Annotated in this window: 14 protein-coding genes; 9 read left to right on the top strand and 5 right to left on the bottom strand. The window is 68.6% G+C overall.

The features are described 5' to 3' along the window. Positions 1-92 precede the first annotated feature (92 nt). Entirely contained in the window at positions 93-1,202 is a 1,110-nt protein-coding gene (locus ACX1DX_RS05800) for a C40 family peptidase (RefSeq protein ID WP_459397932.1), read from the bottom strand. A gap of 132 nt (positions 1,203-1,334) precedes the next feature. Between ACX1DX_RS05800 and ACX1DX_RS05805 the strand changes: the two genes are divergently transcribed. Beyond that, positions 1,335-3,068: a DEDD exonuclease domain-containing protein gene (locus ACX1DX_RS05805; RefSeq protein WP_459397933.1), complete on the top strand. Its 1,734-nt coding sequence runs from the start codon at positions 1,335-1,337 to the stop codon at positions 3,066-3,068. Positions 3,069-3,091: 23 nt separating this feature from the next. On the opposite strand, the gene ACX1DX_RS05810 is transcribed toward ACX1DX_RS05805, so the two are convergent. Continuing rightward, complete coding sequence (locus tag ACX1DX_RS05810; protein ID WP_143570829.1) at positions 3,092-3,601, bottom strand: peptidylprolyl isomerase; 510 nt, start codon at positions 3,599-3,601, stop codon at positions 3,092-3,094. Between the two features lie 160 nt (positions 3,602-3,761). Here ACX1DX_RS05810 and ACX1DX_RS05815 point away from each other — a divergent pair, with 160 nt between their 5' ends. The 3 genes from ACX1DX_RS05815 (at position 3,762) to ACX1DX_RS05825 (ending at position 6,616) form a co-directional block, all read left to right on the top strand. Further along, the gene (locus ACX1DX_RS05815) at positions 3,762-4,649 is read left to right on the top strand and encodes a sunset domain-containing protein (RefSeq protein WP_459397934.1); all 888 of its coding nucleotides are present in this window, start codon (positions 3,762-3,764) and stop codon (positions 4,647-4,649) included. Between the two features lie 64 nt (positions 4,650-4,713). Beyond that, complete coding sequence (locus tag ACX1DX_RS05820) at positions 4,714-5,916, top strand: winged helix-turn-helix domain-containing protein (protein WP_459397935.1); 1,203 nt, start codon at positions 4,714-4,716, stop codon at positions 5,914-5,916. A 52-nt stretch (positions 5,917-5,968) separates the two neighbouring features. Then, on the top strand, positions 5,969-6,616 hold the full coding sequence (locus ACX1DX_RS05825; RefSeq protein WP_459397936.1) for an A24 family peptidase: 648 nt from the start codon (positions 5,969-5,971) through the stop codon (positions 6,614-6,616). On the opposite strand, the gene trpD is transcribed toward ACX1DX_RS05825, so the two are convergent. From trpD to ACX1DX_RS05840, 3 genes are read right to left on the bottom strand one after another with little or no spacing between them, the layout of a single operon-like run. Beyond that, positions 6,603-7,643, bottom strand: coding sequence for an anthranilate phosphoribosyltransferase (trpD, locus tag ACX1DX_RS05830; RefSeq protein WP_459397937.1), 1,041 nt, complete (start codon positions 7,641-7,643; stop codon positions 6,603-6,605). The genes ACX1DX_RS05825 and trpD overlap by 14 nt on opposite strands. Continuing rightward, on the bottom strand, positions 7,643-8,050 hold the full coding sequence (locus ACX1DX_RS05835) for a response regulator (protein ID WP_182763663.1): 408 nt from the start codon (positions 8,048-8,050) through the stop codon (positions 7,643-7,645). The genes trpD and ACX1DX_RS05835 overlap by 1 nt, the downstream gene beginning before the upstream one ends. After that, positions 8,050-9,048 (bottom strand): cytochrome c oxidase assembly protein, encoded by a 999-nt coding sequence (locus ACX1DX_RS05840; RefSeq protein ID WP_083665366.1) that lies wholly within the window; start codon positions 9,046-9,048, stop codon positions 8,050-8,052. The genes ACX1DX_RS05835 and ACX1DX_RS05840 overlap by 1 nt, the downstream gene beginning before the upstream one ends. A gap of 101 nt (positions 9,049-9,149) precedes the next feature. Here ACX1DX_RS05840 and ctaE point away from each other — a divergent pair, with 101 nt between their 5' ends. The 5 genes from ctaE (at position 9,150) to ACX1DX_RS05865 (ending at position 15,040) form a co-directional block, all read left to right on the top strand. Continuing rightward, the gene (gene ctaE, locus ACX1DX_RS05845; RefSeq protein ID WP_459397938.1) at positions 9,150-9,854 is read left to right on the top strand and encodes an aa3-type cytochrome oxidase subunit III; all 705 of its coding nucleotides are present in this window, start codon (positions 9,150-9,152) and stop codon (positions 9,852-9,854) included. 25 nt (positions 9,855-9,879) lie between these two features. Further along, on the top strand, positions 9,880-10,698 hold the full coding sequence (gene qcrC, locus ACX1DX_RS05850; protein ID WP_459397939.1) for a cytochrome bc1 complex diheme cytochrome c subunit: 819 nt from the start codon (positions 9,880-9,882) through the stop codon (positions 10,696-10,698). Further along, a complete protein-coding gene (gene qcrA / locus ACX1DX_RS05855; RefSeq protein WP_459397940.1) occupies positions 10,695-11,759 on the top strand; it encodes a cytochrome bc1 complex Rieske iron-sulfur subunit in 1,065 nt (354 codons plus the stop codon). Before qcrC ends, qcrA begins: the two co-directional genes overlap by 4 nt. Next, positions 11,759-13,498, top strand: a complete 1,740-nt coding sequence (gene qcrB, locus ACX1DX_RS05860) for a cytochrome bc1 complex cytochrome b subunit (protein ID WP_459397941.1) — start codon at positions 11,759-11,761, stop codon at positions 13,496-13,498. Before qcrA ends, qcrB begins: the two co-directional genes overlap by 1 nt. Before the next feature lie 81 nt (positions 13,499-13,579). Continuing rightward, complete coding sequence (locus ACX1DX_RS05865) at positions 13,580-15,040, top strand: GuaB1 family IMP dehydrogenase-related protein (RefSeq protein ID WP_459397942.1); 1,461 nt, start codon at positions 13,580-13,582, stop codon at positions 15,038-15,040. The last annotated feature ends 7 nt before the right edge of the window (positions 15,041-15,047 follow it).

The following is a 15,047-nucleotide window of genomic DNA, read 5'->3' on the forward strand; positions in this document are numbered from 1 at the left end:
AGTTGTGCTTCGGAATGCATGAAATCCAGGGCTAGGTCAACCTGTTCGAGATCCGTCCACTGATCGGGACGCGGACACAGGGGCTGATCGCCTCAGCCGATGACCCGGCGGGCGCCGGTGAAGGGCATCGAGTTGAGCCCGGCCACCCGGACGCCGGAGCGCGGGTTGGCGGCATCGACGATCTTGCCGTTGCCGATGTAGATGCCCACGTGGCTCACGGGGCTGTAGTAGAAGACGAGGTCTCCCGGCTGGAGTTCCGACTTCGAGACCTTGTAGCCGGCCGAGCTCCACTGCGTGCGCGACGAGCGCGACAGGTTGACGCCCACCTGGCGGTAAGCCCAGCTGGTGAGGCCGGAGCAGTCGAACGTGTTCTCCCCCGAGGTGCCCCACACGTAACGCTTGCCGACCTTGCTGAGCGCCGCGTTGACGACGTCCTGCGCACGGCCGGAGGCTGCAGGCGCCGGGGCGGCCGGCTCAGCGGGCGCCGCTGCTGCGGGGGCGGCCGGGGCTGCACCTGGCGCTGCCGGGGCCGCCGCCGCGACCGTCTGCGCACGGGCCGCGCGCAGTTCGGCGCGGCGCTGGGCTTCTTCCGCCTGGCGGACCCGCTCAGCCTCCAGCCTGGCGAGGCGCTCGCGCTCCTCAGCGGAGAGGCGCTTGTAGACAGCCTCCGCCTCAGCCTCCTTGGCGTCGTAGTCTTCAGCCAGCTCCACCTTGGCGGCGTGTTCCTTCTTCAGTGCGGCCTCGGTGGTGGCGGCGTCCTCGCGCAGGGTGGTGAGCTTCGCCTGGACGAGCTGCAGCTGCTGGATCCCCGCGTTGCTGCGGTCCACTTCGCTGTGCAGGGTGGCCAGGCCGCTGAGGAAATTGTCTGAGGAGCTGCTGAGCAGCAGCTGCGCCGTGAGGGACACGGAATCGTGCTGCAGTTGGAACGCGGCCACGTCGCCGAGTTCCGAGGACAGCTTCCCGACCTTCTCCTCCTGCGTCTGCACGTCGGTCTTCAGCCGCGCCAGCTTCTTCTCCGCCTGCGCTGCGCGGTCATGGGACTCGATGATCTGCTGGTCGATGGCCGAGGACTCCTGCTGGATGCGCTCCAGATCAGCCCGGGCCTGCTCGACCGCCTGGGGGTCCGCGCTGGCCACGACGGTTCCGGTGAGGATGACAGCTGAGGTGAGTACAGCGGCGACGGCGGCACGAACTCGGTTCACGGAAGCTCCAGTGGTGGCGGACAGCAAATCTGAGAGAATCCTAAGCTCTTTTCAGGCTTTCTCAAAGTCCTGTCCACAGACTCGCTCAACCCGGTGCAGGATTTGTCGGCACCGGCGATTATCGTCTCCTTCATGCCTGCCACCGCCTTCTCCCAACCGTCCTTCGAGGACCTCGGCGTACCGCTCCCGGACGTCACATTCGTCGTGGTGGATCTGGAGACCACCGGCGGGGCGGCAGACTCAGAGATCACCGAGTTCGGCGCGGTCAAGGTCCGGGGCGGCGAGGTGCTCGGGGAGTTCCAGACCCTCGTGCGCCCCTCGGCACCCATCCCGCCCATGATCCAGGTGCTCACCGGCATCACCAACCAGATGGTGGCGGGCGCCCCTCCCCTGTCCCAGGTGCTGCCGGCCTTCGCGGAGTTCGCCGCCGGCGCGGCGCTGGTGGCCCACAACGCGCGTTTCGACACCGGCTTCCTGCGCCGCGGCTACGAGCAACTGGGCATGACCTGGCCACGCCCCACCGTGATCGACACGGTCGCGGTGGCCCGCACGGCGCTCATGCGCGACGAGGTGCCCAACTGCAAGCTCGCCACGTTGGCGCGCTACTTCCGCGCCACCACCGAGCCCAACCACCGGGCGCTCAGCGACGCCCGCGCCACCGTCGACGTGCTGCACGGGCTGCTGGCCCGCGTCGGCAACCTCGGTGTGCGCACCCTGGAGGACCTCACGGAGTTCGCCCTCCAGGTCTCGCCGGACAGGCGGGCCAAGCGGGTCTGGGCACAGGACGCCCCGGAGACGGCCGGCGTCTACTTCTTCGTGACGGATTCGACGGCGGCGGACGGCAGCCCGAAGCGCGAAGTGCTCTACGTGGGAAAGTCCAAAAACCTCAAGCGACGGGTGCGGTCCTACTTCTCGGCGGCTGAGAAGCGCGGCCGCATCCACGAGATGGTCCGGGTGGCCACCGGCGTCGAGTTCATCCCCTGCGCCACGGACCTGGAGGCGGAGGTGCGGGAACTGCGGATGATCGAGTCGCTGGCGCCGCGGTACAACCGTCGGTCGAAGAACCAGCGCAAACTCACCTGGCTGAAGCTCACCGACGAGGCGTTCCCCCGGCTGTCCGTGGTCACCGCGGTGCGCGACGGGGCGTCGCACTTCGGGCCGTTCCGCAGCCGCGACGCCGCCAACGAGGCAGCGCTCACGCTGTACGACGCCTTCAAGTTGCGGCGCTGCACGCCGCGCCTCTCCAGGAAGACGGCGTCGGCATCGTGCGCCCTCGCGGAGATGGGCCGCTGCCTTGCCCCCTGCGAACTCGGGGCAGGCGCTGAGGGCTACGGCGCCGTGGTGGAGGAGGTGCGCAGCAGTTGGGAGACCGACGTGCGCCCCGTGCTCCGCAGCGTGCGTGGCCGTCTGAGCAAGCTCGTCGGGCAGGAACGCTACGAGGAGGCCGGCGAGGTGGCGGAACGGCTCACCGCGTACTACCGCACCTCCCTGCGGTTCCACCGTGTGCGGTCGCTGGCCAGGTGCCGCCAGTTGGTGGCCGCCGTCCCCTCGGCGGCGGGCTGGGACATCCACGTCATCCGCTACGGACGGTTGGCCGCGGCCACCACGGCGCCCTCAGCCCGGGCGCGGGCCGCGGCGGAGGATGCCGCCGCGCTGGCAGAGACCGTACTGCCCGTTACGGGGGGCTGGCCCGCCGCCAGCATCGAGGAGGCTGAGCGGGTCGCCTCCTGGCTGGAGCTGCCCGGGGTCCGCCTCATCGAGACGGACGGGAGCTGGGAATGGCCGCTGAACGCGGGCCTCCCCGAGGGCGCCCTCCCCCGGGAACTACTCGGCGAGCAGCCCCTCTCGGAACTGCTCGCCTCGTGATCCCTGGTTGAACCGGCGAGGGGTCAGGAGATCTCGACGGTCTCGATCACGACCGGCTCGACCGGACGGTCGCCGGAACCGGTGCGCGTGGTGGAGATCGAGTCGACCACCTTCTGGCTGGCCGGGTCCTTGACCTCACCGAAGATGGTGTGGCGGTTGTTCAGGTGCGGCGTGGGGCCGGCCGTGATGAAGAACTGCGAGCCGTTGGTGCCCGGACCCGCGTTGGCCATGGCCAGGAGGTAGGGGCGGTTGAACTGCAGCTCGGGGTGGAACTCGTCGGCGAACGTGTAGCCGGGGCCGCCACGGCCGTCACCGCGGGGGCAGCCTCCCTGGATCATGAAGCCGTCGATCACGCGGTGGAAGGTCAGCCCGTCATAGTACTTGCCCGTGGTGGTCTCACCGGTCTTGGCGTCGGCGTATTCCTTGGTGCCGTTGGCGAGGCCGACGAAGTTCTCGACGGTCTTGGGGGCGTGATTGTCGAAGAGTTCGATGACGATGTCACCGTGGTTGGTCTTGAGGGTAGCGGTGGTCACGCGCTGTCCTTTCTGAGGATTCACTGGAGGCCCAGTCTGTCAGACGAGCCGAAACGACGGCGAAGCGCCGGGCGAAGTTGGGCCAATCGCCTTGAGTGGACCCTACAAGCAGGTAGCGTGGAAACTGCTCGATCACGAGCCACAACCATGGGAGGAACTTGTGAGAAGGTCACAAGAACTGAAGAAGGCCGCCGCAGAGACCGCTTCTGCCGCCGCCGTGTATTCAACCGCCGCTCTGAAGGAAGGCCTGGACCGCGCGCAGCTGATGCTGGCGGATCTTCAGAAGCAGGCCGCACCCGTCCTGCACGATGCCAAGATCCGCACCGCGGATTACGCGGCCAAGCGCCTCGACGATTTCGAGCCGCATCTGAAGGACGCCATGAGCAAGGTCGCCCCGGCCATCGAAATTGCGCGCGAGCGGGTCGAGGACGACCTGCTGCCGAAGGTCCAGGATTTCCTGCACCAGGCCGCTGAGCTCCCCGTCGTCATCGAGGGCGGCAAGCGGGGCAAGGCAGCGCTCAAGGCCCTGAAGGGCGAGCTCGAGCCCGCCCCGAAGAAGAGCGGCTGGCGCACGTTCGGCAAGGTCCTCGCCATCGGCGCCATCGTCGCCGGTGCAGCCGCGGCGGTGCGGCATTTCCTGTCCCCGAAGGACGATGGCTGGACGGCCCACGAGCCTTCCAAGGCGTACGTGAACAACAACGACACGTTCTCCAACGCGGCCAAGTTCGCCTCGGACACCGTCGAACCCACCGATGAGGTGGCCGAGCCGGCCGAGGACGAGGTGCAGGCACAGGACGTGACCACCGAGACCACGCCTCCGGCGTCGGTGGTTGAAGACGCTGCGGCGCCCGGCACGGCCGCCGCCGGCTACGGCGACGGCTCCTACGTGGGCACTGAGCCCCCCGCAGGGTTCACCATCAAGGGCAACGAGCGCTCGAAGAAGTACCACGTCGAAGGCAGCGGCGGCTATGACCGCACCATCGCCGAAGTCTGGTTCAACTCGGAGGAGGCGGCTGAGGCAGCCGGCTTCACGAGGGCCCAGCGCTGACCGCACTGCTCTCACCCCGCCGGGCGCCGACGCATTGTCGGCGCCCGGTTCTATTGTGTAGCCCATGCACCGCCGCCTGAGTCCCGCCGCCGCACGGCGCATCGCCGTCGACGCCCAGGGCCTGGGCAGGCCGCGGAAGGCGACGGTGGGGTCGGCCGCGCTGCGGGCGGTCATCGCGCGGCTCGGGGTGCTTCAACTGGACACGGTCAACGTGTTCGAGCGCAGCCACTACCTGCCGATCCTTTCCCGCCTGGGCCCGTATGATCGCGCGACGCTGGACCGGATCGTCCACCACGACCAGCGCGCCACCCGGCTGGGCAGCTTCACCGAATACCTCTCCCACGAGGCGGCCATCATGCCCGTGGCAGACTGGCCGCTGTGGGCGTGGCACCGGGCGCGGCCCGAACGGCCCGGCTGGGAGCGCTGGGCGCAGGAGAACGAGCGCCTCATCGACGAGGTGCTGGCCGAGTTTCACCTGTCCGGCCCCATGAGGGTCCGAGACCTCCAACACCCGCTGAACGCCCCCACCAGCGGGGGCTGGTGGAACAAGAACGACGTCTACTGGGCAGCGTCCAGGCTCTTCCGCAAGGGCGACATCGTCGTCGTGGGGCGTGACCGGTTCGAACGGGTCTACGGGGTCGCCGGCGACGTGCTCCCGCCAGAAGCGCGGGTCGCGGTGCCGGAGGACGAGGCCGTCGTCGAACTCGTCCGCAGGGCCTCCGTCGCCCACGGTGTGGCCACCCTCGAGGACCTGGCTGATTATCCGCGGATCAAGCGGGCTCCTGCACAGAGGGCGGTCGATGTGCTGGTGGCGCGCGGAGAGCTTGAGCCGGTCGAGGTCGACGGCTGGGCCCGCACGGCGTGGTTGGCCACGGGTCAACGGGTGCCACGCTCCGTGACAGCGGCCGCGTTGCTGTCGCCGTTCGACCCCCTGGTGTGGTTCCGCCCGCGCGCCGAGCGGGTGTTCGGCTTCCGCTACCGCATCTCCATCTACACGCCGGCAGAGCAGCGCGAGCACGGCTACTACGTGCTGCCCGTGCTGGTCGACGACGAACTCGTCGGCCGCGTCGATCTCAAGGCCGACAGGCAGGCCGGCGTCCTGCGGGTCCAGCATGCGCATGTGGAGCCGGCCAGCGCCCACCGGCGAGAGGAACTGGCCACCCGGGTGGCGCCGCTGCTGGCAGAGGCCGCCGAATGGCAGGGTCTGGGCTCAGTGTCCTTCACCGGCCCCGGCACCTGGGTCGCTGCGCTGAAGCCCCACTTCTGAGTTGTCCACAGGAGCCGCCGGCCTGACCCCGTGCGCTCCCTAGTCTCAGGCCATGACCTGGTTCATGGCCCTGGCCACAACGGCCTCAGCAGGCGCCGTCTGGTGGCTGATCGTTCCGCGGCTGCGCGTCGACGATCCCGACGCGCCGGATTTCGCCGCCCTCGTGTCGTGGCGCACCCTGCTGGGCGTGCTCGGCACGGCCGGTGCGGCGTCGGGCGTGCTGTGGCTGGTGCCCACGCACCACCACTGGCTGTGGGTGCCCTACCTGGCCGTGGGTGTGCCGCTGGTCGCCATCGACCTGCTGAGTACGTTCCTGCCGAAGCGGCTCAACGCCCTCGCCACCGCGCTGATGGCGGCCGGGCTGGCCGCCACGGCGATCACCGACTGGCGCGGTGCAGCGGCCGCCGCCCTGGGCGCGGCGGGCGCGTTCGTGTTCTTCTACCTGGCCTGGCGCCTCTCGGCGAGCCTGGGCTTCGGCGACGTGCGGCTCGCGCTGCTGATCGGCGCCGTCAGCGGACTGGCCGGTGTGGGTACGTGGACGACGGCACTGCTGACGGGCACGGCCCTGGGCGCCGTGCACGGCATCGCCCATGCGCTGTGGGCCCGGCGCGACGCCGGCCGCCCGAGGCACTTCCCCTTCGGCCCGGCCCTGTGGCTCGGCCCGTTGGCGGCGGTCACGCTGCAGGTCACCGCTGGGTAGCGGCGACCCACTTCTCCAGCGTCTGGGCGGCGTTCCCGGAATCGATCGCCTCGTGGGCCGCGGCCAGCGTGGGTCGCAACTGGTCGACGAGCTCGGTGACCGTCGAGATGCCCCGGTAGGCGAGCAGCGCAGCGGCGGCGTTCAAGGCGACGATGTCGCGCACGGGGCCGGGCTTGCCGGCCACCAGGTCGCGCACCACCTGGGCGTTGTGATCCGGCGGCCCGCCCTGCAGCTCGAAGGAGGAGGCCGGCTCGAGGCCGAGATCCCGCGGGTCGAGCACGGTGCGGAAGACCCGGCCCTCGGAGATGAGCCACACATCGGATTCCGACGTCGTGGTGAGCTCGTCGAGGCCGTCGTAGCCGCGGAAGACCATGCCACGGGTGCCGCGCTCCGCCAGCACGCGGGCGATCACCGGCGCGATGTCGTCGTTCGCCACGCCCAGCGCCATGGCGCGGGGCCGGGCCGGGTTGGCCAGGGGGCCGAGGAAGTTGAAGGTGGTCTGGATACCCAGCGCCTTGCGCACACCCGCCACGTATCTCATGGCGGGGTGGTAGAGCTGCGCGAACAGGAAGGCGATGCCGGTCTCGGCCAGGATGCCGGCCTGCTTGGCGGGCTCGACGTCCAGCTTGACGCCCAGCGCCTCCAGCGTGTCCGCGGTGCCTGCCTGGGACGAGGCGGCGCGGGAACCGTGCTTGATCACCTTGGCGCCGGCGCCCGCAGCGACGATCGCGGCCATCGTCGAGATGTTGACGGTGTTGGCGCGGTCGCCTCCGGTACCGACGACGTCCACCGCGTCGGGGTCGAGCGAGATCGGCGTGGAGTTGGCCAGCATGGCGTCGGCCAGTCCGGAGATCTCGTCCTCGCTCTCACCCTTGGCCCGGAGCGCGGTCAGCATGGCGGCGATCTGCACGTCGGAGGCCCGCCCGGCGAGGATCTCGTTGAGGGCCCACGTGGCGGCGGTCGCCTCCAGGCCCTCCCTCCGGACGAGACCGGTCAGGATGTCGGGCCAGGTGTAGCTCGTCGACATCAAGCGACCTGCGCCAGGCGCGCACGGATGAGGTGGGCGGCCTGCTCAGGCATGGTGACCGGATCGATCGGGAAGGGGGTCACCGCCTCGGCGCGGGACCAGGAGGCCAGCCAGGCGTCAGCCTCACGCTTGACCAGCAGCATGATGGGGGCGCTGTCGGCGTACTCCTCCTTGACCTGGTGGGCCAGGCCGAAGCCGCCCGACGGCTGCGCGTCGCCGTCGAAGATCATCAGGGCGTAGTCGGTGCCGGCGTCCAGGGTGCGCAGCAGTGCGCCCTGCGTCGCGACCTCGAAGACCTCGATCTGCGGCAGGTCCATGGCCACGCGCCGTCCCAGCGTCAGGCGGATCTGCTCACGCACCAGCCGGTCATCGGAGAACACCAGCACCTTCACGGTCGCATCGCTCATTATCGGTCTTCCTTCGCGTTGTCGCTGTCGACGGTGGGTTGAGATTGTTTCTGGGGGTCATGGTAGCCAAGTCCTTGCGCCTGGGCGCGTCGGGCCTCCTCCCGGTCCAGCGCCCGGTCCACCCGCCGGGCCTCCCGGTTGGAGTCCTTGATCCACTGGATGAAGATCGTGATCATCGCCGCGAACATCGTGAGATCCCCCGTGGCCCACATCAGCGCGCCGGCCCACTCCTGGTCCTGCATGGGCGACATGCCCCAGGTCCGGTCGAAGGAGAGGTACCACTCCTCCGCGATGAGCCGGCTCGAACCCATGATCGTCACGCCGAGGAAGGCGTGGAACGGCATGGTGATGAAGAACAGCAGGATCCGGATGGGGTACGGCATCTTGATCGGCACGGGGTCCACCCCGAGGAGCGGGAAGAAGAACAACACGCCCATGGTCACCAGGAAGAGGTGGAGCAGGTCGTGCGCGAGGTCGTTGGTGAGGGTGATCTCGTAGAGGCCACTCATGTAGAGGCCGAAGGGATAGATGACCATCAGACCCGTGGTGAGCGGCGGGAACATCACGAACTTCCCGAACCACGAGTGGAGCACCTTCAACAGGATGGCCCGCGGCCTCTTGGGCAGGGCGCGCAGCGCCAACGTCACAGGCGCACCGAACACGATGAACACCGGCGCGATCATGCTGAACAGCATGTGCTGGACCATGTGTGACCAGAACAGGACGGTGTCGTACACGCCCAGAAACGAGAAGGTGCCCACGGCGATGGACCCCAGGCCCAACACGACGAAGCTGATGGTGCGCATCAAGGGCCATCTGTCGCCGCGCCGCCTCAGCCGCTGCACCCCCCACAGGTACAGGCCGCCCGCGACGAGCAGTCCGATGACGGCACCGAGGGGGAACTCCCAGGCGGTGAAGAACCGGGCTCCGACGAGGGGGATGATGTCGTCGTCGGGCTTGGCGTGCATCGGGATGAGTGCCAAGGAACCGGTAAACATGTGGCGCATTATCGCATAGCCGCTTTCAACGATTTGGGGGGGGTGGTCCCAATGTTCGTGCCTGGCGTGACCTATGGGGCTTTTGAGGCAATAATGACCACGTGGCCACGAATCATGAACTCATCCAAGCACCATCGGAGCTGCCGACCGGTGCCATCCATCAGGTGCCGCCTGCCCGGCTGAACAAGCCCTACGGACGTCCCGACGTGACCGCCATCGGCGTGATCGTGTGGCTGGCGAGCGAACTGATGTTCTTCGGCGCCATCTTCGCCGCCTACTTCTGGACCCGCTCCATGGCGGCGGACGCCGCCGCAGCCGCCGGCGTCCCGTCCATGTGGGCCACGGAGAGTGCGCACCTCGACCTGCTCTTCGCCAGCATCAACACCACCATCCTGGTGCTGAGCTCGGTGACCATCCAGTTGGGCGCCAACGCCGCTGAGGCGGGCCGGGTCAACGGCTCCTGGGTGAACCCACTGAAGTGGGGCGTGCGTCAGGGCTTCATCATCTCGGCCATCCTCGGCTCGATCTTCGTCGCCGGCCAGGTCTGGGAGTACTTCACGCTCTTCAACGAGGGCATCAGCATCTCCACCAACCAGTACTGGTCGCTGTTCTTCATCGCCACCGGTATCCACGGCATCCACGTGTTCGGTGGCGTCGTGGCCATGTGGTACGTGCTGGCCCGCTCCTACATGACCCGCATCCACACCCACGAGCAGACGGTCCACGCCCACGTCGTGTCCTACTACTGGCACTTCGTCGACGTCATCTGGATCGCCCTGTTCGGCGTCCTCTACTTCCTCCGCTAAGACCGAGACCGGGAGTTTCATTTCAGTGAAGAAATCAACCAACCTCAGGCGGCATGCTGCAGCGCGGCCACTGCTGCTGATCTTGGCCCTCCTCGTCGTCGGCCTCAGCTACTCCGTCGTGAGCCCGCCACGCTCCTCGGCAGAGACGGAGACCACCCTGCAGATCGAGCAGGGCAAGGACATCTACATGACCACCTGCTCCTCCTGCCACGGTCTCGGCGGCGAGGGCACCACGCAGGGCCCCAGCCTCATCGGCGTGGGCGCGGCCTCGGTGGACTTCCAGATGGGCACCGGCCGCATGCCGGCCTCGCGCCTCGAAGCACAGATCCGCGCGCGCAAGGTCAACTACACGCAGGAGCAGATCGAAGCGGTGGCGGCCTATGTCGCCTCGCTCGGCGCAGGCCCGGCCATCCCCGAGGAGTCGCAGTACTCCCTCGACGCGCTGAACCAGGGCGACGACGAGAAGGCCCTGGCGGTGGCACGCGGCGGCGCCCTGTTCCGCGCGAACTGCTCCGCCTGCCACGGTGTTGTCGGCGGCGGCGGCGCCATGCCTGAAGGCAAGTTCGCGCCCAACCTGACGGATACCGCACCCGTGCACATCTACGAAGCGGTTCGTACCGGCCCGCAGCAGATGCCGTCGTTCTCCAAGGACGTCCTCACGGACGAGAGCGTGAGCGAGATCATCGCTTACCTCGAGGCTGCCGACGAGCAGCCCAACTACGGCGGTCTGACCATGGGCGACGCCGGCCCTGTCTCCGAGGGCTGGTGGATCTTCATCATCGGCATCGGCGGCCTCTCGATTGTTGCCCTGTGGATTGCACGGAAGGGGGCTCGCGCCCGATGAGCTGGAAGAATCTGCCCGTCCAGGATCCTGACCGGGGTCACAGCGTCACTGATCCCGGCATGGAGGAGCACATCGAGCGCTTCACCGACGCCGACAAGGGCGCCGGCAACCGTGCCTACCTGGCCATCCTCGCCATGCTGGGCCTCGTCCCCGTGTTGGCGATCGCCTTCGTGGTCATCTACTTCGCCGTCCCGCGCCGGGCCTACATCGACTTCGGCTGGCTGAAGGCCAGCGCGATGAACGTCGGCCTGGGCGTCACCGCCGGCCTCGCCGTGCTGCTCATCGGCCTGGCCATCATCCAGTGGTCTCGCGTGCTGATGGGCGACCACGAGTCCGTGGATCCCCGCCACAGCGCGGCCACCTCCCCGGAGGACCGCGCGATCGTCGCCCAGAACTGGCGCGACGGCGTGGAGCAGTCCGCCATCAAGCGTCGCCCGCTCATCCTCGGCGCCCTGGGAGGTGCCCTCGGCATCGCCCTGGTGCCGGCCGTCGTGTTGCTGGCCGACATGGGCCCGCACCCCACCCGCCGCGTCCGCGAACAGACCATCGAGAAAACCATCTGGGCCAACCAGGTGCGACTCGTCAACGACGAGAACTGGGTGGAGCTGCGCCCGGAGCACCTCGAGGTCGGCCAACTGGTCAACGCCCAGCCCGCCACTCTGCGCGAACTGGAGGGCGTCGAGGCCCACCAGGCGAAGGCCAAGGCCGCGATCATCGTGGTGCGCATGGATCCCCAGTCGATCACCATCCCGCCGTCGCGGCAGGACTGGCAGGTGTCGGGCATCCTGGCGTACTCGAAGATCTGCACCCACGTCGGCTGCCCCATCTCGCTGTGGGAGCGCCAGACCCACCACCTGCTGTGCCCCTGCCACCAGTCGACCTTCGACCTCGGCAACAGCGGCACCGTCGTGTTCGGCCCTGCAGCCCGCTCGCTGCCCCAGCTGCCCATCTCTGTGGACGACGAGGGCTACCTGATCGCGACGAGCGACTTCACGGTGCCTGTCGGGCCGAGCTACTTCGAGCGTGACTCGCGCAATGACTTCCAGGACGGAGACCAGTAATGGCCAAGCCAACGAGCGTCGTCGATACGTCGTCCTCGGTCGAGGCCCACGAGGCCCCCACCCAGAAGACCAACAGCACCCCTGGCGTCCTCGGCTGGGCCGATGACCGGCTGGGGCTGGGCAAGCTGGGCCGCACCGGCCTGCGCAAGGTCTTCCCGGACCACTGGTCGTTCCTGCTGGGCGAGATCGCCCTCTACTCCTTCATCGTGCTGCTGCTGACCGGTGTCTTCCTGACCATCTGGTTCAAGCCCTCGATGGCCGAGATCCACTACGACGGCTCCTACCAGCTGATGAAGGGCATGCCCATCTCGGAGGCCTTCGCCTCAACGCTGAACATCTCGTTCGACGTGCGTGGCGGCCTCCTGGTACGCCAGATCCACCACTGGGCCGCTCTGCTGTTCGTGGCCGCTTCGACGGTGCACATGCTGCGCGTGTTCTTCACCGGCGCGTTCCGCAAGCCGCGTGAGATCAACTGGCTCATCGGCGTCGGCCTGCTGTCGATGGGCCTGATGGCGGGCTTCACCGGTTACTCGCTGCCGGACGACCTTCTCTCGGGCACCGGCCTGCGCTTCGTGGACGGCCTGATCCGCTCGATCCCGGTCATCGGCACCTGGACGGAGTTCTTCGTCTTCGGTGGCGAGTTCCCCGGCAGCCTCATCATCCCCCGCCTGTACATGGCGCACATCCTGCTGATCCCCGGCCTGCTGCTCGGTCTCATCTCCGCGCACCTGGCGCTCGTGGTCTACCACAAGCACACCCAGTACCCCGGCCCCGGCCGCACGGAGAACAACGTGGTGGGCTACCCGCTGTTCCCGGTCTACATGGCCAAGGCCGGCGGCTTCTTCTTCATCGTGTTCGGGTTCCTCGTGCTCATGGGCGGCCTTTTCCAGATCAACCCGGTGTGGGCCTACGGCCCGTACGACCCGGCCAAGGTCACCGCGGGTTCGCAGCCTGACTGGTACATGGGCTTCGTCGAGGGCGCGCTGCGCCTCATCCCGCCCTTCTGGGAATCACACTGGGGCGGCACCACCTGGACCTGGGGCGTGTTCCTCCCCGGTGTGGGCATGATGGGCATCCTGTTCACGCTGCTGGGTGTCTGGCCGTTCGTCGAACGCTGGCTCACAGGAGACGACCGCGAACACCACCTGCTGGACCGCCCGCGCAACGCGCCGACGCGGACCGCGCTCGGTGTGGCAGGCATGGCGGCCTACGGGCTGTTCTGGATCGGCGGCGCCAACGACATCATCGCCACCCGGTTCTCCCTGAGCCTCAACGCGATCACGATCTTCCTGCGCGTCGCCGTGTTCCTCGGGCCGATCATCGCGTTCATCATCACCAAGCGCATCTGCCTGGGCCTCCAGCGCGCAGACCGCGAACGGGCCCTCCACGGCTCTGAGGACGGCGTCATCGTCCGGAGCCCGGACGGCGGCTACTCGGAGTCGCACGTCCCCGTCGGCACGCATGAACAGTTCGCGCTCACGCAGCACCTGCAGCATCCGGTGCTCGCCCCCGGCGGCGACACCGATGCGTCGGGGGTCGCCCGCAAGGGCGGTATCAGCAGGCTTCGCGCGCGGTTGTCCCGCTGGTACCTCGGCCATGAGATCGCCAAGCCCACGGCCGTTGAACTCACGGACGGCCACCACGGCGAACTCGAGGTCGGGCGCCACCGGGAGCTCCCGGCGCACGACGATGACGACGACCGCGACACCCCGGTGCTCGAAGGCTCGACGCGTCACTGACCGCACCACCCACAGAATCGGCGCCGCCCCGCAGGGCGGCGCCGATTCTGTTCACCCCTGCCGCGAAGGTAGAATCCAGGCGTGCGATTTCTCCATGGCGACCCCTCATATGACCTGACCTACAGTGACGTCTTCATGGTCCCGAGCCGCTCCGGCGTGAGCTCCCGCCTCGACGTGGACCTCACCTCCTCAGACGGCCTCGCCACCCCCACCCCGCTGGTGGCCGCCAACATGACTGCGGTCTCCGGTCGCCGCATGGCAGAGACGATGGCCCGCCGCGGCGGCCTCGCGATCTTCCCGCAGGACATCCCCACTGACGTGGTGGCGGAGTCCATCACCAAGGTGAAGAACTCCCACCTGGTGTTCGACACCGCGGTCACCGTGTCGCTCTCCACCACCGTCGGCATGATCCTCCAGCTCATCCCCAAGCGGTCCCACGGTGTCGCGGTCGTCGTCGACGAGAACCGCAAGGTGCTCGGTGTGGTGCACCCCCGCGCGGCTGAGGGCTCAGACCGTTTCGCGCAGGCCCGCGACGTGATGACCACCGATGTGACTGTCCTGTCGGCGGACACCGCTCCGTCGGACGTGTTCGCCACCCTCTCCGAGCACCACCAGAAGGTCGCGATCGCCGTCGACCCGGAGGAGCGTCTGGTCGGCGTGATGACCCCCGAGGGTGCGCTGCGTTCCGGCATCTACTCCCCCGCCGTGGACCACGAGGGCAGGCTCCGCGCCGGCGTCGCCGTCGGCATCAACGGCGACATCGCGGCCAAGGTCCGTGCCGCGCTCGACGCCCGCGCGGACGTGCTCGTCATGGACACCGCGCACGGCCATCAGGAGAAGATGATCAGCGCCCTGAGCACCGCCCGCGACGAGCGCGACCGCTTCGAGGCGGAGACGGGCCGACGCATCCTGATCGTGGCCGGCAACGTGGTCACCACGGACGGTTGCCATGACCTCATCGAGGCCGGCGCCGACATCCTCAAGGTGGGCGTCGGGCCTGGCGCCATGTGCACCACCCGCATGCAGACGGGCGTGGGGCGCCCGCAGTTCTCCGCCGTGCTGGAGTGCGCAGCCGCCGCGCGCGAGCACGGGAAGTCGATCTGGGCCGACGGCGGGGTCCGCCACCCGCGCGACGTCGCCCTGGCGCTGGCCGCCGACGCCGGTTCGGTGATGATCGGCTCCTGGTTCGCCGGCACGCACGAGTCCACCGGCGACCACCTCATCGACTCCGAGGGCAAGATGTTCAAGGAGTCCTTCGGCATGGCCTCGGCTCGGGCGGTGCGCAACCGTACCCGTGAGCAGTCCGCCTACCAGCGGGCCCGCGCGGCGATGTTCGAAGAGGGCATCTCGGCCTCGCGTATGTACCTCGACCCCCGCCGTCCGGGCGTCGAGGACCTCATCGACTGGATCACCAGCGGCGTGCGCTCTTCGTGCACGTACGCGGGTGCCCGCAGCCTGCCCGAGTTCGCCGAGCGCGCCGTCGTCGGCGTGCAGAGCGGGAGCGGCTACGAGGAAGGCCGCCCGCTCGACCGGAGCTGGTGACCCTGAC

It is taken from the genome of Tessaracoccus zhenghani (assembly GCF_054552775.1).

Excerpts from the sequence above, each read along its gene's own strand:
- trpD (WP_459397937.1), bottom strand. The coding sequence starts at position 7,643 with ATGTCGACGAGCTACACCTGGCCCGACATCCTGACCGGTCTCGTCCGG.
- ACX1DX_RS05805 (WP_459397933.1), top strand. The coding sequence starts at position 1,335 with ATGCCTGCCACCGCCTTCTCCCAACCGTCCTTCGAGGACCTCGGCGTA.
- ACX1DX_RS05840 (WP_083665366.1), bottom strand. The coding sequence starts at position 9,048 with ATGTTTACCGGTTCCTTGGCACTCATCCCGATGCACGCCAAGCCCGAC.
- qcrB (WP_459397941.1), top strand. The coding sequence starts at position 11,759 with ATGGCCAAGCCAACGAGCGTCGTCGATACGTCGTCCTCGGTCGAGGCC.
- ACX1DX_RS05835 (WP_182763663.1), bottom strand. The coding sequence starts at position 8,050 with ATGAGCGATGCGACCGTGAAGGTGCTGGTGTTCTCCGATGACCGGCTG.
- ACX1DX_RS05820 (WP_459397935.1), top strand. The coding sequence starts at position 4,714 with ATGCACCGCCGCCTGAGTCCCGCCGCCGCACGGCGCATCGCCGTCGAC.
- qcrA (WP_459397940.1), top strand. The coding sequence starts at position 10,695 with ATGAGCTGGAAGAATCTGCCCGTCCAGGATCCTGACCGGGGTCACAGC.
- ACX1DX_RS05825 (WP_459397936.1), top strand. The coding sequence starts at position 5,969 with ATGACCTGGTTCATGGCCCTGGCCACAACGGCCTCAGCAGGCGCCGTC.